This is a genomic window from Sphingopyxis sp. A083 (assembly GCF_001468495.1).
In the GTDB taxonomy this organism is placed as follows: Bacteria; Pseudomonadota; Alphaproteobacteria; order Sphingomonadales; family Sphingomonadaceae; genus Sphingopyxis; species Sphingopyxis terrae.
Genome location: NZ_LNSK01000004.1, coordinates 17,363 through 33,700, shown reverse-complemented (window position 1 = coordinate 33,700; position 16,338 = coordinate 17,363). Strand labels below are relative to the sequence as shown.

Sequence of the window (16,338 nt, the reverse complement as noted above, 5' to 3'; positions counted from 1 at the left end):
GCGGCGCAAAAGCGACTATCGGGCGCCGATGACCGAACCCACTTCGACCGCGCTGCCGCGCACGATCACCCCTTCGCTTTTCCTGTTCACGATCATCTATGGCGGCATGGTCGTGCTCGCCGGCGTGCTCGGGAACAAGCAGGTCGCGCTGGGCGCCGGTCTTGCGGTCGAGGCCGGGATTTTTCCGTTCCTGATCCTCGTCGCGCTGTCGAGCACAGTGTCCGAACTGCACGGACAGGCGACTGCGAACCGGCTGGTGCTGTGGGGTTTCGTGCCGCTGATCCTGTCGATCATGCTGACCTCGCTCGTCTATTTCGTCCCCGCCGCGCCCGAGATGGACCCGGCCCGGCTGGCATCGTTCGAGATGATATTGGGACAAACGCCGCGCCTGATGGCGGCGGGTATCGTCGCCTATGGCACGTCGCAGTTCCTGAACGTGACCATCTTTTCCAAACTGCGCGGCCGTGAAGGTGCGGGGACGGGGTCGACCTGGCTCGCGATCCGCGGCGCAGTCGCCAGCGCGCTCAGCCAGATCGTTGACACGCTGCTGTTCGTCACCATCGCCTTTTACGGCGTTTTTCCGATCGCCAATCTGATGGCGGGACAGATGCTGGCGAAGGTCGCGCTGTCGATCGTCGTCATTCCGGCGGTGATCACCGGCCTCGTCGCGCTCGGCCGCAGCCTCGACGCGAAGACCGCGGAATGATGACGATGACCGACCCCACGACCATGCCCGATCTGCTGACCAAGGCCGAAACGCTCGTCGAGGCGTTGCCCTATCTGCAGCGCTATGCGGGCGAAACCTTCGTCATCAAATATGGCGGCCACGCGATGGGTGATCCCGAGGCGCAGCGCGACTTTGCCGAGGATGTGGTGCTGCTGAAGGCGGTGGGGATCAATCCTGTCGTCGTCCATGGCGGCGGGCCGCAGATCGGCGCGATGCTCAAGCAGCTCGGCATCGAATCGCAGTTCGTCGGCGGGCTGCGCGTCACCGACGCCGCGACCGCGGAGGTCGCCGAAATGGTCCTGGCGGGCAAGATCAACAAGGAAATCGTCGGATGGCTCGCCGGGCTTGGCGGCCGCGCGATCGGCCTGTCGGGCAAGGACGCCAATCTGGTGCTGGCCGAAAAGGTCCACCGCACCGAGCCCGATCCCAATTCGGGGATCGAACGCCACGTCGACCTGGGCTTCGTCGGCGAACCCGTCGCGGTCGACCCGACGATCCTGCAACGGCTGGCGGCCGACAATTTCATCCCGATCGTCGCCCCCGTCGCGCTCGGCGCCGATGGCGCGACCTATAATATCAACGCCGACACCATGGCCGGGGCGATCGCCGGCGCGCTTGGCGCGCGGCGATTCTTCCTGCTGACCGACGTGGCCGGAGTGCTCGACAAGTCGGGCGCTCTGCTGACCGACCTCGACCGCCCGGCGATCGACGCGTTGAAGGCCGACGGGACGATCACCGGCGGCATGATTCCGAAGGTCGAAACCTGCGTCGCGGCGGTCGATGCGGGGGTCGATGCCGCGGTTATCCTCGACGGCCGGGTTCCGCATGCGATGCTGCTCGAAATTTTCACCGCAAGGGGTGCAGGCACGCTCATTCACCGCTAAGAGGGCCTGCAAGACCCCCCTTTACGGAGACCCGCCTTGCTTCTCATGCTCATCCAGATCGTCGACATCATCCTGACGGTCCTGTGGTGGTTCATCATTGCGCAGGCGGTGATGTCGTGGCTGATCGCCTTCAACGTCATCAACACCCACAATGACTTCGTGGCGCAGCTGTGGATGATGCTCGACCGCATCACCGAGCCGCTCTACCGGCCATTCCGGCGCATCATGCCCGATTTCGGCGGGCTCGACCTGACGCCGATGCTCGTCCTTATCCTGATCATCATCATTCAGGGGCCGGTGCTGGGCTATCTCGCGCGCCTCGCCTATTCGAGCGGAATGGCCTGATGTCCGTCGCGACCGAAGCGCGCATCATCGACGGCAAGGCGTTCGCCGCCGGGCTGCGCGCACGCATTGCCGGCGCCGTCCCGGCGTTCGAAGCCGCGACCGGCCGCGTGCCGGGGCTGGCGGTCGTGCTCGTCGGCGACGATCCGGCGAGCGCCGTCTATGTCGGCTCCAAGGGCAAGGCGACGGTCGCCGTCGGCATGGCGAGTTTCGAACATCGCCTGCCCGCGACCGCGAACCAGGAAGAGGTCGAGGCGCTGCTCGCATCGCTCAACGACGATCCTGCGGTCGACGGCATCCTGCTCCAGCTTCCGCTGCCCGGCCATCTCGACGAGCAGCGCGCGGTAGCGACGATCGATCCCGAAAAGGACGTCGACGGGCTGACCCCGGTCAGTGCCGGACGGCTCGCGCTCGGCATCCCGGGCATGGTGCCTTGCACCCCCTATGGCTGTCTGTTGCTGTTGCAGGATGTGCTCGGCGATCTTGGCGGCAAGGATGCGGTGGTGATCGGCCGCTCGATTCTGGTCGGCAAGCCGATGGCGGCGCTGCTGCTTGGCGCCAATTGCACCGTGACCATGGCGCACAGCCGCACCCGCGATCTGCCCGATCTGGTCCGCCGCGCCGATATCGTCGTGGCGGCGGTCGGCCGGCCCGAAATGGTCAAGGGCGACTGGATCAAGCCCGGCGCGGTGGTCATCGACGTCGGTATCAATCGCCTGCCGCCCGAACCGGGCGCGGCCAAGGGGCGGCTCGTCGGTGACGTCTATTATGCCGGTGCTGCGGCGGTGGCGGGCGCGATCACCCCGGTGCCCGGCGGCGTCGGCCCGATGACGATTGCCTGCCTGCTGCGCAACACGCTGGTCGCCGCGCACCGCCGCGCCGGCCTCGCCGATCCGGAGGGTTTCTGATGCGCCGACTGCTCCTTGTCGGGCTTGTGCTGACGACGCTCGCCGGTTGCGCGCCGCAGGGGCCCGATGCGCGCAAGCGCCCGCTAGCGGCGAATCCGAGCGGCTTTATCGCGGCGGAAATCGCCTTCGCGCGGCTGGCGCAGGAAAAGGGGCAATGGACGGCCTTTCGCGAAACCGCGGCGCCCGAAGCGGTGATGTTCGTGCCGCAGCGGGTCAACGCCCGCGACTGGCTGAAGACGCAAAAGGATCCGGCCGAGGCGGTGCGCTGGCAACCGCACAAGGTGTTCGTAAGCTGCGACGGCAACAGCGGCGTGACGACGGGCGCATGGCAGAAGGGGCCGGCGCAGGGATTTTTCACTACCGTGTGGTCGCGCGATCCGATGAAGGGCGACATGCGCTGGCTGCTCGATTCGGGCGATGCGCTTGCGACCCCGCGCGCGGCGCCCGACTTCATCGAATCGAAACAGGCGACCTGCACCGGCAAGCCGGGCGCCACGGTGACCGCCGCCGCGGAAGGCGACGATATGATGGTCGGCATGTCGCGCGACCAGACGCTCAACTGGACATCGATCGTACGCCCCGACGGATCGCGCAGCATCACCGTGCAACTGTGGGACGGGCACGAAATGGCGACCGTTATCGATGACCGCATCGCGGCGCCGAAACAGCCATGATCGACCTTTTCATCTCGGCCTTCGTGACGCTTTTCGTCGTCATCGATCCGCCCGGCTGCGCGCCCATCTACGCCAGCCTGACGACGGGGGCGAGCGCGGCGCAGCGGCGGTCGATGGCAATCCGCGCGACACTGATCGCCGGTTTCATCCTGATATTCTTCGCGATGTTCGGCGAGGCGCTGCTCAGTTTCTTGCACATCGATCTCGACAGTTTCCGCATTGCGGGCGGGGTCATGCTGTTCATCATCGCGATCGACATGGTGTTCGAAAAGCGTACCGAGCGCCGCGAACAGCGCGCCGAAAAGCTGATGGCGACGCCCGAGGTCGAAGATGTGTCGGTGTTCCCGATGGCGATGCCGATGCTCGCCGGGCCGGGATCGATCGCGTCGGTGATGCTGCTGGTGTCGCAGAACAGCGGGCTTGACCGCGCGCTGGTGATCTTCGGCGCGCTGCTGCTCGTGCTGCTGCTGACGCTTGCGGCGCTGCTGCTCGCCGGGCCGTTCATGCGCTTGATCGGCAACAAGGGCGAGGCCGTCATCACCCGCCTGCTCGGCGTGCTGCTCGCGGCGCTCGCGGCGCAGTTCGTCATCGACGGACTGAAAGCCAGCTTCTCGAGCCTCGCCTGACACGGAAAAGGGCGCCGCCTGCCGGCGACGCCCTTTCCATCGTCCACGGGAATGGACTTTATTGTGCGGCGGCCACGTCCGCCTGCGTCACCGGCGCGATGCGGATTTCGACGCGGCGGTTGCACTGATAGTCGGCCTGCGTGCGTTCGGGCGCGCATTTGAGCTGCGTTTCGCCATAGCCCATCGTCGCCATGCGCGCGCGGTTGACGCCGCGACCCGCCAGATAGTCGGCGACCGACGCCGCTCGCCGTTCGGACAGCCCCTGATTATAGGTTTCGCTGCCCTGCGAATCGGTGTGGCCGTATACGTCGATATAGGTGCTCGGATATTCCGACAGGGTAGAGGCGACGCTGTCGAGCGCGCCACGGAACTGCGACTTCACGACCGCGCTGTTGAGGTCGAATGTCACGTCGCCGGGCATGTTGAGCACGAGCTGGTCGCCCTGGCGTTCGACATCGATGCCGGTGCCTGCGGTGCGTTCGCGCAGCTTCTTTTCCTGCTGATCCATATAATAGCCGACGCCCGCGCCGGCGACGGCGCCGATGCCCGCGCCAAGGATCTTTTCGGTCCGGTCGTTGCGTCCGCCGACGAGATCGCCGAGCAGATAGCCGCCGAGCGCGCCGCCGATGCCGCCGATCGCGGCCTTGGAAATGCGCTGCTTGCCCGTTTCGGGGTCGGTGACGCAACCGGTCAGCGCGAGCGCGCCAAGGCTGGCGACGGCCGCGAGCTTGATCGTCCTCTTGTTCATTTCTGGCTCCCTTTTTTGGGCATCGCCGGTCCATGCGATGCCACGACCACAAGGATAACATATGATCGCGCTTTCCGTTCCGTCATTCATGCTGAACGCTGGCTGAGCGTGCCGATGTCGTCGCCATTGTGCAGCACCGCGGCTTTGGCCTATAGGACCGGCATGACCGAAGCTGACAGGGGCCGGGCGCGCCAGCGCCGTACGACCGCCCAATGACCCCTTTTCCCTGGTCGGATGTGGCGATCATCCTGATCCTTATCCTGCTCAACGGCGTTTTCGCCATGTCCGAACTCGCGATTGTTTCGGCGCGCGACCCGCGGCTTCAGGCCGCCGAGAAGCGCGGCAGCAGTGGGGCAAGGATCGCGCGCCAGCTTGCCTCCGACCCCGGCCGCTTCCTGTCGACGGTGCAAGTCGGTATCACGCTGATCGGCGTGCTGACGGGCGCCTATTCGGGGGCCAGCCTGGGCCAGCCCGTCGCCGAACGGTTGCAGGTATGGACCGGACTTGATGCCGACACCGCGCGCACGGTGGCGTTCGCCCTCGTCATCGCGCTTACGACTTATGCCTCGCTGATCGCGGGCGAGCTTGTCCCCAAACAATTTGCGCTGCGCGCACCCGAACGGATCGCGATCTTCGTCGCGCCGATGATGTTCTGGCTTGCGCGCATTGCGGCTCCGCTGGTCTGGCTGCTCAACAACAGTTCGGGTCTGGTGTTCCGCCTGCTCGGTCTCAAGCGCGAATCGGACGATCAGGTGACCGCCGAGGAACTGCATCTGATCGTCGCCGAGGCGTCGAAATCGGGCGTGATCGAGGAGAGCGAGCGCGCGATCATCTCGGGCGTCGTGCGGCTTGCCGACCGGCCGGTGCGCGAAGTGATGACGCCGCGCAAGGATGTCGACTGGATCGACATCACGCTCGACGCGAAGGGCGTGCGCGACAAGCTGCTCGAAACCCCGCACAGCCGTCTGCCGGTCGCGCGCGGGTCGGTCGACGATATCGTCGGTGTCGTCCAGGCGCGCGACATCGCGGCGGCGCTGTTCCGTGGCGACCCGATCGACCTTGAGCGGCTGATGCGCCGCGCCGCGGTCATCCACGACCAGATCGATGCGATGGACGCGCTTGCGGCGTTGCGCCTTGCCGAAGTGCCGATGCTGCTCGTTCACGACGAATATGGCCATTTCGATGGACTGGTGACGCCCGCCGACTTGATGTCGGCGATCGCGGGCGAGTTCGCGTCCGATCAGGATATCGGCAGCGAACCCTTCGTCGTCGAGCGCGAGGATGGCAGCCTGCTGATCGCCGGGTCGATGCCCGCCGACCAGATGGCCGAGCGGCTTGGGATCGAACTCGACGACGACCGCGACTATGCGACCGCCGCGGGCCACGCGCTTGCTATCCTCAAGCATTTGCCCGAGGAAGGGGAGGCGTTCACCGACCGCGGCTGGAGGTTCGAGATCGTCGATATGGATGGCCGCAAGATCGACAAGCTGCTGGTCAGCGAAGTGCGCAAGCCCAAGGTCGAAGCCGAGGGCGATTGATCGGGGCTCGCGGTCGCAACGGCCGGGGCTGAAATGGCAACTGGCCGTTTATCGGGGTCGCGTCGGTCCGACATGATGCATCACCGCTTCCGCGAGTTTTCGCTCCTCGCGGGTCGGACGGACCGGCTCGGTTTCGGGCGTCGCGTGGCGCCGTCCGAACATCGGGCGGCGGACGGGGAGCAGGGGGGCATAACGCATCGGAACACGCCTTGATCGCGCGGCCGCCCCCCGGCACCGCAATGGGTCTGGTCCCCATGACCATCCTTGCGCGCGCGGCTTGCGCGACGCTTAACGGACAGCGTTACTGGTTTCTTTGCGGTACGCTGAAGGTGCCCTTGACGCGGCCGCCCGAACCGTCGGTGATCGGATTGCCGTCGGGGCCGCGGGCAGCACCGCGACCGTCAACCGTCGCGCGGCCGCTGTTGAGATCGATCACAAGCCGCCCGCCCGACAGGCGGTTCGCGCCCTGCGTCAACTGGACATTGCCGACCATCGTGATCAGCCGCCGGTCGAGATCGTAGATCGCGACATTGCCCTTCGCCGTTTCATTGCCCTTGGTCACGGTGACGCCGCCCGTCGCGTCGAGCCGGTTCACGTCGGTGTTGCCGGCGCGGGTATAGGCGACGGTCATGCGCGGTGCGACCACCGTCAGTCCCGCCTGCGTCACGCGCACGCCGCCCGCCAGTACGACGCGGTCGGCGCGGTCCTGCACTTCGATGCTGCCCGCGTCGAAATCGACGGGGGCGTTGCTGTTGTGATTTGCGAGCGCCTGCGCGTAAGCCGCGCCGCCGCCATGCCCGCCCGCCAGAATCGCCAGGCTGGTCAGCACGAAGCTGGCGCCGGCCAGCGTCAGGCTCTTCACGGTCCAAAGCCCCTTCATTTGAGCGCTCCCTGGTTGATCCGAAGATGGGCGTTCCCCGACAGGCGGACGATCCGCTGGTCGAGGTCGGCGGTCAGTTCGTTGGCGGAAAAATTGCCGATGTTCAACGCGCCATTGACGCCGCCGGTACCGACGAGGCTGCGATTCTTGAGGTCGATGGCGACGTTGTTCGCGTCGATGCGATAGCCGTCGGCGCCCTTGACCTGCACCAGTCCCGGCACGGTCACCTTTTCGCTGTCCATGTCATATTGGCCGTTCGCGGCGGCGATCGTCGCCGGGCCGTCGGCCAGTTTGATTGCCCCGGACAGTCCGTTCATCCGCACGATCGGTTCGGCCGAGCTTTTCTGCACAGCGCTATCCGCGATGAGCGCAAAGGGTTGGCCCTTGGTATCCTGGCCGCGATATTCGGCGCGCACGACCTTCATCCGTTCCTTCGCCACTTCGACCTTGTCCTTGGCGAGCAGGAAGCTGACCTCGCTGCGCTGCGTAAAGGGCGAAAAGACGAGCACGGCCGCGACAACGCCGATAACGAGCGGCAGGCCGTAGCGCAGAATGCGCACCACGCGGTCGTGACGCGACCCGCTGGCCGCCCACAGGCGGCGCATCGTGCGGTCGATTTCGGCGCGTTCGGACACCCGCAGCGGCTCCCGTCAGCTATGCGCAAAAATGTCGACCTCGGGCCATCCGGCAAGGTCGAGCGCCGCGCGCGTCGGCAGGAAGTCGAAACAGGCCTGTGCGAGTTCGGTGCGCCCCTCACGCGCGAGGCGGGCGTCGAGCACCTCCTTCATCGCATGCAGGAAGCGCACGTCGCTCGCGGCATAGTCGCGCTGCGCCTCGCTCAGCTCGGCGGCGCCCCAGTCGCTCGACTGCTGCTGCTTCGACACATCCTGTCCCAGCAGTTCGCGGACCAGTTCCTTGAGGCCGTGGCGGTCGGTGTAGGTACGCACCAGTTTCGACGCGATTTTGGTGCAATAGACGGGGGCGGTGACGACGCCGAGCGCCTGTTGCATCGCGGCGATATCGAACCGCGCGAAATGGAACAGCTTCAGCCGGTCCGGGTCGATCAGGATCGCCTTGAGCACCGGCGCGTCATAGCGGCTGCCGGGGCCGAATCGAACCAGATGCTCGTCGCCCTTGCCGTCGCTGATCTGGACGAGGCACAGCCGGTCGCGCAGCGGGTTGAGGCCCATGGTTTCGGTGTCGATCGCGACGGGGCCGGGGCCGATCGCGCCTTCGGGCAGGTCTTCTTCGTGGAAATATACGGTCATCGGCTTGCCTTAGGCGAAGCGGAGGCGCCGCTCAATGACTGGTTTTCGCGCCGCCGCCCGCCAGCGCCAGCGCTGTAGCAAAGCTTGGAAATCCGCCGATCGCGGCTTTGAATTTTCTGTTCGCAGATGCCGTTCATATAGGTTATATATTGCGCCGTTAGCGGCACGGGGCGAGTCTGTGCCCATGGTGAACTGCGTCCCCGTCCGGCGCAAGGAGCCGGTTCAATCGGGTGTGGACGACCGAAAGCGACTACTAAGCAATGAGTTTCAACAAGGATCGCCGTGGCCATCGCGGACGCGGCAAGCGCGACGACTTCGGCAATTTTGACAGTTTCGAACCGGCACCTTACAGCGGCGACAGCTATGGCGGCGGACGCGGCGGCTTTGGCGGCGGCGGCGACCGCGGCGGTTTCGGTGATCGCGGCGGCTTCGGTGGCGGCGATCGTGGCGGTGGTTTCGGCGGTGGCGATCGCGGCGGCTTCGGCGGCGGTGGTCGTGGCGGCTTCGGTGGCGGCGGCGGTGGCGCTCGCGGTGGCATGCCGGCGCAGGTCGTCGGCGAAGGCCAGGGTCAGGTCAAATTCTTCAACCCGTCGAAGGGCTTTGGCTTCATCGCCCGCGACGATGGCGGTGAAGACGTGTTCGTGCACATCAGCGCGGTCGAACAGGCGGGGCTGCAGGGCCTGGCCTCGGGCCAGCCGCTCGGCTTCACGCTCGTCGAACGCAACGGCAAGGTGTCGGCCATCGATCTCAAGATCGAAGGCGAACCGATGCCCGTCGAGGAATTTGCCCCGCGTCCGCGCGAGGATCGTCCCGCCGCTGGCGGTGCACGCGGCCGACGTCAGCTGACCGGCGAACGCACGTCGGGCACGGTGAAATTCTTCAACACGACCAAGGGTTTCGGCTTCATTGCGCGCGATGACGGACAGGCAGATGCCTTTGTCCACATCAGCGCGGTGCAGCGCGCCGGCATGGCAGGCCTCGAAGAAGGCGACCGCGTCGCTTTCGATATCGAGGTCGATGATCGCGGCAAATTCGCCGCGGTGAATCTCCAGCCGACGCAGGACTGATTCGGCGTCCACCGGATGAACGAAGGGCGGCCCTGCAAAGGGCCGCCCTTTTTCGTTGCCCGTTTCCGCGGATCGTCAGCCTAGGGTGGCGTTCAGAAACCAGATCCGCTGCTGGGTTTCGTCGGCCCAGCCGTCGACCAGGCCGCTCGTCGCAATGTCGCCATCGGCTTCGGCTGCCGCCTTGGCGTCCTTGAGCTGCGCGAGCAGCGTCTCGTTGTCGGCGGCAAGGTTGCGCACCATCGTTTCGGCGTCGACGCTCGCCGCGTCGTCATCCTTAATCGACTGGCGGCGGCTGATGTCGCCGATCGAGCGGAGCGTCGCGGCGCCATTCTTGCGCACGCGCTCGGCGATCAGGTCGGTCGTCGCGAGAATCTGGGCCGCCTGTTCGTCGAACAGCAGATGCAGACTGCGAAAGCTGGGGCCCTTGACGTGCCAATGATAATTTTTGGTCTTCAGATAGAGTGCGAAACTGTCGGCGAGCAGCGCGTTCAGCGCATCCGCAACGGCAGGCTGATTCTTGTTGGACATGGGAAAGCCTCCTTTTTCTGCTTCCCGGCCGATATAGGGCCGCGGCGGCAAAGCTTCCCATGAAGCCTGTTCGATGCTGTGATCGATAAAATCGATTACCGGGCGCTGTAATCGGAATATCCGTCAAAGACCGAAGGCGCGCATCGCGGCATTGAGGCCCCATAGCGCGAGGATCGCGGCGCTCATCAGCCGCGCGATCCGGGCCGCGGCCTGATCGGCCAGCGTGGCGCCAAAGGCGAGGAAGGGGACCAGCGACAGCGTCCAGCCGATCAGCCCCCCCGCGGCCGCCCACAGCCCCGCCCCACTCGTCGCCGCCAGCGCGCCGATCAGGAAATGGCTGCGGTCGCCGAGTTGGGCCAGAAACAGGCGTGCCGCGAGCGATGGCAGCGGGGCTTCCTCCAGACTCTGGGCCGCCGGGCCGAGGCGCCCATGCCAGACGAGCGCGACCGCTGCACCGAGCAACGCGAAGGCGAGCAGCAACGCCACGATCCCCTGACCGATCAGCCGGTTTGCCGCCGTGCCTGCGGCCGCCGCGATGGCCGCATTGGCGATAAAGGCGGCAAAGGCGATCATGACGACGGCGCGGCGATCCCGGCGCGCCGCCAGCACCTGCGAAAGCAAACGTCCTGTGCGGCCATCGGCGTTGGCAAGCAAGACCGCGACGAGGGCAAGCATGATGGCATCCATGACGACCAGCCTACTCCAGCTTTGGCGGCGAAGAAATGGGGAGGGGGAGGCATCGCATCGCGGGGAGGCCGTTTCCGCCGGCCGCGTCCCGATTCCACATCCCGCCCGTCAATGCCAAGGCGACGTCCGCACCGCCCAATAGACGAGGTAAAGCAGCCCCGCCCACAACAGGAGGATGAAGGCCATGCCCGCGCGGCTCGAAGGGCGCTCGCTCGCTAGCTCCGCCGCTGCATGCAATTCGCGCCACAGCGGATCGGGGATCATCTGCCGGACCAGCCACAGACCCGCCGGGACGATCAGAAGATCGTCGAGCCAGCCGAGGACGGGGACGAAATCTGGGATCAGATCGATCGGCGACAACGCATAGGCGGCAACCGCGACCGCCAGCAGCCTGGCGATCAGCGGCGTCCGCTGATCGCGCGCGGCGAGCCAGGCGGCGTGCGCCTCGACGGCGAGTCGGTGGCCCAGATCGCCAATGCGTTCGGAAAGGGATTTGCCCGTCATCGCGCCGCACATTAGTCTTCCTGCATGGCTATCCAACTGAAAAGCGCACGCGTCGAGCGTTGGCCCGTCGCGGGCGAATTCGTCATCAGCCGCGGTGCAAGCGACCATGTCGATGTCGTTGTCGCCGAAGTCGAGGAGGACGGCGTCGTTGGGCGCGGCGAGGGAACGCCGATCTATTATCAGGGCGAGGACGCAGCCGGCTGCCGCGACGCCCTGTTGCGCGTCATGCCGCATCTCGCGGGGCTGGACGCAGGGGCAGCGCGGGCGGCGGTGCAGGAATTGATGGGGGCGGGTGCGGCGCGCAACGCGATCGACTGCGCGCTGTGGGATCTCGAAGCGCGCCAGCGCGGGGAGCCGCTGTGGCAGCTTGCCGGATGCGAAGCGCCGGCGCCGCGCGTCACCGCCTTCACCCTTTCGCTCGGCGGACCCGGCACGATGGCGGCGCGAACCGAGGAAGCGGTGATGGCGGGCTATCGCCTGCTCAAGATCAAGCTGGCCGGCGACGCCGAAGATCGCGCGCGCGTCGCCGCGGTGCGGGGGGCGGCGCCCGACGCCCGCCTGATCGTCGATGCGAACGAGAGTTGGGGCGCGCTCGACTTGCTCGCCGAAGCCGAGGCGCTCGCCGATCTTGGGGTCGAAATGATCGAGCAACCGGTGCCGGTGGGGACCGACGTGCTTCTCGACGGCATTTTTGCTCCGCTGCCGTTCATCGCCGATGAAAGCTGCCATGTCGCGGCTGATGCGCCGCGCATCGGGGCATTTTACGATGGCGTGAACATCAAGCTCGACAAGGCGGGCGGGCTGACCGAGGCGCTCAAGCTGGCCGATGCCGCCGACGCGGCGGGCCTGAGCATCATGGTCGGCTGCATGCTGTCGACCAGCCTGGCGATTGCCCCGGCGTTCCTGCTCGCGCAGCGGGCGCGGTGGGTCGATCTTGACGGCCCCGCCTTGCTGGCGCGCGATCGGGCCGAGGGTTTTGATTTCGCAAATGGCGAAATTGGTCCGAATTTATGATAGTAAATTATATTGACTAAATAGCCGGAGCGAGGAATATTCGGCGAATGAGCAAATCGGACACTGCCCGCCACCGCGAAATCGCCATGCCCGCGCTGCTGCGTCATGCGCGCACTATCTATGGCGGGGCGATGCGGGGGGCGCTGGATCGCGCCGGATTTGACGACATTCCTGCCAATGGCCTCTATGTGATCGGCGGCCTCGCGCTGGGGGCGGAGGAGGTGCCGCTGGGGACTCTGATCCGCGATTTGCGCATATCGAAGCAGGCGGCGGGGCAACTTGTCGATACGCTCGTCATGCGCGGCTATCTGGAGCGGCAGGTCGATCCCACCGACCGGCGCCGGCTGGTCGTGCGTCTGACCGAGCGGGGCGCGGAGGCAGCGAAGATCCAGGGCAAGGCGCGCGACGCCGTTGATGCGAAACTTGCGGCGCGGGCGAGCGCCGAGGACATCGCCGCAGCGCGGCGTGTCCTCTATGCGCTGGTAGAGATGGGGGTCGAGGCCCGCGAGCGCGAGCCGGCTTCGTCCTAGAGCGCCACCTCGGCATGGCTGCCGAGTTCGCCTTCCTTTACCGTCGATCCGGTCATCAGGCGGAACAGCCCCTTGATCCCCGCCTCTGCGGTCCAGATTTCCGCATCGTCGAGATCGAAGCGCAGCATCAACAGATCGGGATCATCCTTGCCGCCTTCGTACCAGGCTTCGACCGGCTTCGACCAATATTTGTCGATCGTCGCACGGTCGGTCACCGGGGTCAGCGTGCCGGAGACGCATGCGAACAGGTCATGCCCCTTGGCGACATATTGCGCCATCGCGCGCCCGCCGGCGGCGAGACGGCCGCTCTTGGCGTGGAAAAAATGGAAATAGCCGTCATTGTCCTTGTCGAGCTGCGCCGTCATCGGGATCGCGTGGGCATGACCGGCGTCAAGTGCGACCATCAGATAGGGATTGTCGGCGAGTTCCTTCCAGAAACGCTGTTTGATATCTTTGCTCATCGGGGAGGCTCCTTTCTGCTGGTGATGTCAGGCCAACGCGCGGAGCCGCCCCGATGTTGCGCGCTTCAGCGCGCGGGCCGCGCGGCATAGCTCACCACCTCATATTCGATGCCGTCGGGGTCGAAGAAATAGAAGCGGCGACCGGGTTCATAATCGCCGTGATTGAAGGGGCGCAAACCGGCATCGACCACTTTCGCCTCGATCGCATCGAGATCGTCGACCTGGATGCCGACATGGTTGAGCGGTTCGCCTTTCGCGAAATGCGCGTTCGCATGCAGGCCGTCGGGGCCGGTGTAGAGCGCGACATAAGCCTCGTCCGATCCGACGTGGATCGACATGCCGCCGTCGCGCGCCGGCCCCCGCCAGCGTTCGTGCCAGCCGAAGATTCGCGCCATCAGCGCGGCGCTGCGTTCGGGGTCGCTGACGGTCAGATTCACATGTTCGATAAAGGGATGCGTCACGGGCTGAAACTCCTGATTCGGGTTGACGCACACCGATATGAAAGCTCAACCAAGCTTTAGATCAAGCATATTGTGCAAAGGGGCTTTCGTGCACCGCACCGACCTTCTGCCCATCGGCGAGCTTGCCGCACGAACCGGCGTCGCAGTGTCGGCGATCCGTTTCTACGAAGCGAAGGGGCTGATCGCGTCGCTGCGCACCGCGGGCGGGCAAAGGCGCTTTCTGCGTGCGGACACTCGGCGCCTGTCGTTCATCCTCATCGCGCAGCAGATGGGGCTCAGCCTCGACGAGATCGCGGCGGAACTCGTACGCCTCCCTTCGGAGCGTACCCCCAATGCCGCCGATTGGCGCCGGATCAGCACCGGCCTGCGCGCGCGGATCGATGGGCAGATCGCGGCGCTCGAACGGACGCGCGATCTGCTCGACGGTTGTATCGGTTGCGGTTGCCTGAGCCTCAAGAAGTGCGGGCTCTATAACGCGCGCGACAAGGCGGCACAGCGCGGCGCCGGGCCGCGCTATCTGCTCGGCGACCGATCGGGCGACATTGCCGAAGCGCGATAGTGCGCATGGCGGCGGCGAATATTCGGTTGCCGCAACGGACGCGGCCGGATCGCGCCGGGCCTACATCGGTTCGGCCATCACCGCTTCGATTTCATGGTTCAGCACTTCGGCGCGGCGGCATTGCTCATGGTCGCCGCGCTCGCATTTGTCGGCCGCCTTGTCGCGCTGGCGCGAAAGCTTGCCCAGCCTCTCCTCGCGTTCGCGCATCGCCCGGCCGCGGTTGCGGTCGGCCTCGTCCTGGCTGGTGGTTGACCAGTCGACGACCTGTCCCGCGGCCTTCACCGGCGCGGTGACGACCGATTTCACGGTGCTTACACAGCCCGCCAGCAGGGGCAGCGCCAGCATCGCCCCGAACCATATCCGCATCGTCCTTCTCCTTGGCATCCGGCGTTGCACATTGCCGCAGCGATGGCCAGCGGCTTGCGGCCAAAGGTGCAGCCTTTCGGCGCTTCTGTCATATCACTGAAACAAATGGTTAAATTCACATTTACTCTCTTGGCCTAGGTCGCCCTGCATCGCTTTGCAGTCAAGAGAGACAGATGACGCTCCCCGATCCGCTATTGGCCCCCGCGACCGGACATTCGATGGCGATCGCGCACGATGCGCATCTGTCGGCGGTGATCGACATTTTCCGGGCGCAGCCGCAGTTGCGCGTCCTGACGATCGTCGATGCGGCGGGGCAGCCGGTTGGAATCGTCCGCGAACAGCGGGTGCGCGAATTGCTCTTTTGCCCCTATTGGTTTTCGCTGATGCAAAACCCGTCGATCGGGGGATCGATCGCCTCGCTCATCGATCCGTGCCAGATCGCCGATGTCGGCGAGAGCACCGCCGCGCTGCTGCGGATCGCGGCGCAATCGGCGGCGCAAGAGCTGGTGCTCGTCGATCGCGGCCGCTTCGTCGAAACGCTCGACGCAGCGCAATTGTCAAAGCTGGCGATGTTGCGCGAGATCGAGGTGGCACAGGAGCGCAGCGCGCGCGCGGCGACGGTCGAAGCAAGCGGGCGCCGCTTCGAACAGGATATCAGCGCGCTAACCGCGACGCTCGCCGAGATGGCGCGCGAGGCGGAGGCGGTGGCGCAGGGGCTGGGGATGCGCGCCGACGAGACGGGGCGCGACGCGGTGTCGGTCGCGGGCGCAACCGCCCAGACGCTCGCGGGGCTGCAGGAGCTTGGCGATCGGGGGCGCGGGCTCGCCGCCAGCATGGCGCGCATCGTCGCCGACGGCACCCGGGCGCGCGACGTCCGGCGTGACGCCCATGCGCGCGTCCGGTCGGCGAGCGGGCGGGCGACCGCGCTGCGCGAGGCGAGTCAGTCGATCGAGCATATGTTGCGCCTCATCATCGACATGGCGAGCCGCACCAACATGCTGGCGCTCAACGCCGGGATCGAGGCGGCGCGCGCGGGGGAGGCGGGGCGCGGCTTCGCCGTCGTCGCCCAGGAAGTGAAGAATCTCGCGGCGCAAACCCGCGCCGCGGCAAGCGACATTTCGCCCTTCATCAACCATATTCGCGAAATTGTCGGGCAGGTGGCCGAAGGCTTTGCCGAGGTCGAGCGCGCGATTGAGGCGAACAACGCCTTTTCGGATGCCGTCGATACGGCGGTCGACGGCCAGAGCGCGACGACCCTGCTGATCGCAAGCTATGTCGAGCAGGCGGTTGCTGCGGGGAAGGAGATCGACACGCGCGTCCATCAGATCGGCCGCGGCGCCGCGGCGGTCGGACAGGAGGCGGTGGCGCTCGGCGAATTGTCGTCGGGGCTGACGCGTGCGGCGCGATCGCTGCATCAGCGCGCGAGCCAGTTCGTCGAGACCGTCGCTTCGGCCTGAATCCCGCCGCGGGACATATGGTTTACAAAGACTTGCCGGGGGGCGCTGCTGTGATAGGTTGCTCCCGCGCCCGCGGCGCTTCCGGCCCCGGGCGGGAGGGAGGGTCCAT

At 66.2% G+C, this 16,338-nt stretch carries 23 protein-coding genes; 12 read left to right on the top strand and 11 right to left on the bottom strand.

Translation table 11 applies throughout. The annotated features are described in order from the left end of the window. Positions 1-28 precede the first annotated feature (28 nt). The 6 genes from ATE59_RS09225 to ATE59_RS09200 are packed head-to-tail and all read left to right on the top strand — an operon-like array spanning position 29 to position 4,161. Positions 29-706, top strand: coding sequence for a queuosine precursor transporter (locus ATE59_RS09225; protein WP_003041276.1), 678 nt, complete (start codon positions 29-31; stop codon positions 704-706). Continuing rightward, the gene (gene argB, locus ATE59_RS09220) at positions 703-1,611 is read left to right on the top strand and encodes an acetylglutamate kinase (RefSeq protein ID WP_174531827.1); all 909 of its coding nucleotides are present in this window, start codon (positions 703-705) and stop codon (positions 1,609-1,611) included. The genes ATE59_RS09225 and argB overlap by 4 nt, the downstream gene beginning before the upstream one ends. Before the next feature lie 45 nt (positions 1,612-1,656). Next, complete coding sequence (locus tag ATE59_RS09215) at positions 1,657-1,956, top strand: YggT family protein (protein ID WP_003041270.1); 300 nt, start codon at positions 1,657-1,659, stop codon at positions 1,954-1,956. Then, complete coding sequence (folD, locus tag ATE59_RS09210) at positions 1,956-2,861, top strand: bifunctional methylenetetrahydrofolate dehydrogenase/methenyltetrahydrofolate cyclohydrolase FolD (RefSeq protein ID WP_058812189.1); 906 nt, start codon at positions 1,956-1,958, stop codon at positions 2,859-2,861. The genes ATE59_RS09215 and folD overlap by 1 nt, the downstream gene beginning before the upstream one ends. Beyond that, positions 2,861-3,535, top strand: a complete 675-nt coding sequence (locus ATE59_RS09205; RefSeq protein ID WP_058812188.1) for a hypothetical protein — start codon at positions 2,861-2,863, stop codon at positions 3,533-3,535. The genes folD and ATE59_RS09205 overlap by 1 nt, the downstream gene beginning before the upstream one ends. Beyond that, positions 3,532-4,161: a MarC family protein gene (locus ATE59_RS09200; protein ID WP_003041264.1), complete on the top strand. Its 630-nt coding sequence runs from the start codon at positions 3,532-3,534 to the stop codon at positions 4,159-4,161. Before ATE59_RS09205 ends, ATE59_RS09200 begins: the two co-directional genes overlap by 4 nt. A gap of 58 nt (positions 4,162-4,219) precedes the next feature. Here ATE59_RS09200 and ATE59_RS09195 read toward each other — a convergent pair whose 3' ends face one another. Continuing rightward, complete coding sequence (locus ATE59_RS09195) at positions 4,220-4,909, bottom strand: OmpA family protein (protein WP_058812187.1); 690 nt, start codon at positions 4,907-4,909, stop codon at positions 4,220-4,222. Between the two features lie 212 nt (positions 4,910-5,121). Here ATE59_RS09195 and ATE59_RS09190 point away from each other — a divergent pair, with 212 nt between their 5' ends. After that, positions 5,122-6,447, top strand: a complete 1,326-nt coding sequence (locus ATE59_RS09190; protein WP_058812186.1) for a hemolysin family protein — start codon at positions 5,122-5,124, stop codon at positions 6,445-6,447. A 48-nt stretch (positions 6,448-6,495) separates the two neighbouring features. Here the strand turns inward: ATE59_RS09190 and ATE59_RS17805 are convergent, their stop codons facing one another. The 4 genes from ATE59_RS17805 to ATE59_RS09175 form a co-directional block, all read right to left on the bottom strand. Further along, on the bottom strand, positions 6,496-6,645 hold the full coding sequence (locus ATE59_RS17805) for a hypothetical protein (RefSeq protein ID WP_156000971.1): 150 nt from the start codon (positions 6,643-6,645) through the stop codon (positions 6,496-6,498). Positions 6,646-6,748: 103 nt separating this feature from the next. Next, positions 6,749-7,327, bottom strand: coding sequence for an LptA/OstA family protein (locus tag ATE59_RS09185; protein WP_058812185.1), 579 nt, complete (start codon positions 7,325-7,327; stop codon positions 6,749-6,751). After that, on the bottom strand, positions 7,324-7,962 hold the full coding sequence (locus tag ATE59_RS09180) for a hypothetical protein (RefSeq protein WP_003041252.1): 639 nt from the start codon (positions 7,960-7,962) through the stop codon (positions 7,324-7,326). The genes ATE59_RS09185 and ATE59_RS09180 overlap by 4 nt, the downstream gene beginning before the upstream one ends. 15 nt (positions 7,963-7,977) lie before the next feature. After that, positions 7,978-8,595 carry a ribonuclease D gene (locus ATE59_RS09175; protein ID WP_058812184.1) on the bottom strand — a complete coding sequence of 206 codons (618 nt, stop codon included), beginning with the start codon at positions 8,593-8,595 and terminating at the stop codon, positions 7,978-7,980. 260 nt (positions 8,596-8,855) lie between these two features. Between ATE59_RS09175 and ATE59_RS18330 the strand changes: the two genes are divergently transcribed. Further along, positions 8,856-9,662, top strand: coding sequence for a cold-shock protein (locus tag ATE59_RS18330; protein WP_058812183.1), 807 nt, complete (start codon positions 8,856-8,858; stop codon positions 9,660-9,662). Between the two features lie 75 nt (positions 9,663-9,737). Here ATE59_RS18330 and ATE59_RS09165 read toward each other — a convergent pair whose 3' ends face one another. The 3 genes from ATE59_RS09165 to ATE59_RS09155 all read right to left on the bottom strand — a co-directional run bounded on the left by ATE59_RS09165 (position 9,738) and on the right by ATE59_RS09155 (position 11,381). After that, complete coding sequence (locus tag ATE59_RS09165; protein ID WP_058812182.1) at positions 9,738-10,190, bottom strand: Dps family protein; 453 nt, start codon at positions 10,188-10,190, stop codon at positions 9,738-9,740. 123 nt (positions 10,191-10,313) lie between these two features. Beyond that, positions 10,314-10,877, bottom strand: coding sequence for a hypothetical protein (locus ATE59_RS09160; RefSeq protein ID WP_058812181.1), 564 nt, complete (start codon positions 10,875-10,877; stop codon positions 10,314-10,316). 108 nt (positions 10,878-10,985) lie between these two features. Beyond that, positions 10,986-11,381 (bottom strand): YkvA family protein, encoded by a 396-nt coding sequence (locus ATE59_RS09155; protein WP_058812370.1) that lies wholly within the window; start codon positions 11,379-11,381, stop codon positions 10,986-10,988. A 24-nt stretch (positions 11,382-11,405) separates the two neighbouring features. Between ATE59_RS09155 and ATE59_RS09150 the strand changes: the two genes are divergently transcribed. Together ATE59_RS09150 and ATE59_RS09145 are read left to right on the top strand one after the other, a co-directional pair. After that, positions 11,406-12,395, top strand: a complete 990-nt coding sequence (locus ATE59_RS09150; RefSeq protein WP_058812180.1) for a dipeptide epimerase — start codon at positions 11,406-11,408, stop codon at positions 12,393-12,395. Positions 12,396-12,442: 47 nt separating this feature from the next. Continuing rightward, positions 12,443-12,925: a MarR family winged helix-turn-helix transcriptional regulator gene (locus ATE59_RS09145; protein WP_058812179.1), complete on the top strand. Its 483-nt coding sequence runs from the start codon at positions 12,443-12,445 to the stop codon at positions 12,923-12,925. Here the strand turns inward: ATE59_RS09145 and ATE59_RS09140 are convergent. Together ATE59_RS09140 and ATE59_RS09135 are read right to left on the bottom strand one after the other, a co-directional pair. After that, positions 12,922-13,386 carry a pyridoxamine 5'-phosphate oxidase family protein gene (locus ATE59_RS09140; protein WP_003041229.1) on the bottom strand — a complete coding sequence of 155 codons (465 nt, stop codon included), beginning with the start codon at positions 13,384-13,386 and terminating at the stop codon, positions 12,922-12,924. The genes ATE59_RS09145 and ATE59_RS09140 overlap by 4 nt on opposite strands. Positions 13,387-13,451: 65 nt before the next feature. Beyond that, positions 13,452-13,847, bottom strand: coding sequence for a VOC family protein (locus ATE59_RS09135; protein ID WP_058812369.1), 396 nt, complete (start codon positions 13,845-13,847; stop codon positions 13,452-13,454). Between the two features lie 88 nt (positions 13,848-13,935). On the opposite strand from ATE59_RS09135, the gene soxR reads away from it, so the two are divergent. After that, positions 13,936-14,406, top strand: coding sequence for a redox-sensitive transcriptional activator SoxR (gene soxR, locus ATE59_RS09130; protein WP_058812178.1), 471 nt, complete (start codon positions 13,936-13,938; stop codon positions 14,404-14,406). A 60-nt stretch (positions 14,407-14,466) separates the two neighbouring features. On the opposite strand, the gene ATE59_RS09125 is transcribed toward soxR, so the two are convergent. Continuing rightward, positions 14,467-14,772 (bottom strand): hypothetical protein, encoded by a 306-nt coding sequence (locus ATE59_RS09125; RefSeq protein ID WP_058812177.1) that lies wholly within the window; start codon positions 14,770-14,772, stop codon positions 14,467-14,469. 173 nt (positions 14,773-14,945) lie between these two features. On the opposite strand from ATE59_RS09125, the gene ATE59_RS09120 reads away from it, so the two are divergent. Then, on the top strand, positions 14,946-16,229 hold the full coding sequence (locus ATE59_RS09120) for a methyl-accepting chemotaxis protein (protein WP_058812176.1): 1,284 nt from the start codon (positions 14,946-14,948) through the stop codon (positions 16,227-16,229). Positions 16,230-16,338: the final 109 nt, after the last annotated feature.

Bases quoted from the DNA above. Each gene is read 5' to 3' on its own strand.
- ATE59_RS09225 (WP_003041276.1), top strand. From the start codon at position 29: ATGACCGAACCCACTTCGACCGCGCTGCCGCGCACGATCACCCCTTCG.
- argB (WP_174531827.1), top strand. From the start codon at position 703: ATGATGACGATGACCGACCCCACGACCATGCCCGATCTGCTGACCAAG.
- ATE59_RS09215 (WP_003041270.1), top strand. From the start codon at position 1,657: ATGCTCATCCAGATCGTCGACATCATCCTGACGGTCCTGTGGTGGTTC.
- folD (WP_058812189.1), top strand. From the start codon at position 1,956: ATGTCCGTCGCGACCGAAGCGCGCATCATCGACGGCAAGGCGTTCGCC.
- ATE59_RS09205 (WP_058812188.1), top strand. From the start codon at position 2,861: ATGCGCCGACTGCTCCTTGTCGGGCTTGTGCTGACGACGCTCGCCGGT.
- ATE59_RS09200 (WP_003041264.1), top strand. From the start codon at position 3,532: ATGATCGACCTTTTCATCTCGGCCTTCGTGACGCTTTTCGTCGTCATC.
- ATE59_RS09195 (WP_058812187.1), bottom strand. From the start codon at position 4,909: ATGAACAAGAGGACGATCAAGCTCGCGGCCGTCGCCAGCCTTGGCGCG.
- ATE59_RS09190 (WP_058812186.1), top strand. From the start codon at position 5,122: ATGACCCCTTTTCCCTGGTCGGATGTGGCGATCATCCTGATCCTTATC.
- ATE59_RS17805 (WP_156000971.1), bottom strand. From the start codon at position 6,645: ATGCGTTATGCCCCCCTGCTCCCCGTCCGCCGCCCGATGTTCGGACGG.
- ATE59_RS09185 (WP_058812185.1), bottom strand. From the start codon at position 7,327: ATGAAGGGGCTTTGGACCGTGAAGAGCCTGACGCTGGCCGGCGCCAGC.
- ATE59_RS09175 (WP_058812184.1), bottom strand. From the start codon at position 8,595: ATGACCGTATATTTCCACGAAGAAGACCTGCCCGAAGGCGCGATCGGC.
- ATE59_RS18330 (WP_058812183.1), top strand. From the start codon at position 8,856: ATGAGTTTCAACAAGGATCGCCGTGGCCATCGCGGACGCGGCAAGCGC.
- ATE59_RS09165 (WP_058812182.1), bottom strand. From the start codon at position 10,190: ATGTCCAACAAGAATCAGCCTGCCGTTGCGGATGCGCTGAACGCGCTG.
- ATE59_RS09160 (WP_058812181.1), bottom strand. From the start codon at position 10,877: ATGGATGCCATCATGCTTGCCCTCGTCGCGGTCTTGCTTGCCAACGCC.
- ATE59_RS09155 (WP_058812370.1), bottom strand. From the start codon at position 11,381: ATGACGGGCAAATCCCTTTCCGAACGCATTGGCGATCTGGGCCACCGA.
- ATE59_RS09150 (WP_058812180.1), top strand. From the start codon at position 11,406: ATGGCTATCCAACTGAAAAGCGCACGCGTCGAGCGTTGGCCCGTCGCG.
- ATE59_RS09145 (WP_058812179.1), top strand. From the start codon at position 12,443: ATGAGCAAATCGGACACTGCCCGCCACCGCGAAATCGCCATGCCCGCG.
- ATE59_RS09140 (WP_003041229.1), bottom strand. From the start codon at position 13,386: ATGAGCAAAGATATCAAACAGCGTTTCTGGAAGGAACTCGCCGACAAT.
- ATE59_RS09125 (WP_058812177.1), bottom strand. From the start codon at position 14,772: ATGCGGATATGGTTCGGGGCGATGCTGGCGCTGCCCCTGCTGGCGGGC.
- ATE59_RS09120 (WP_058812176.1), top strand. From the start codon at position 14,946: ATGACGCTCCCCGATCCGCTATTGGCCCCCGCGACCGGACATTCGATG.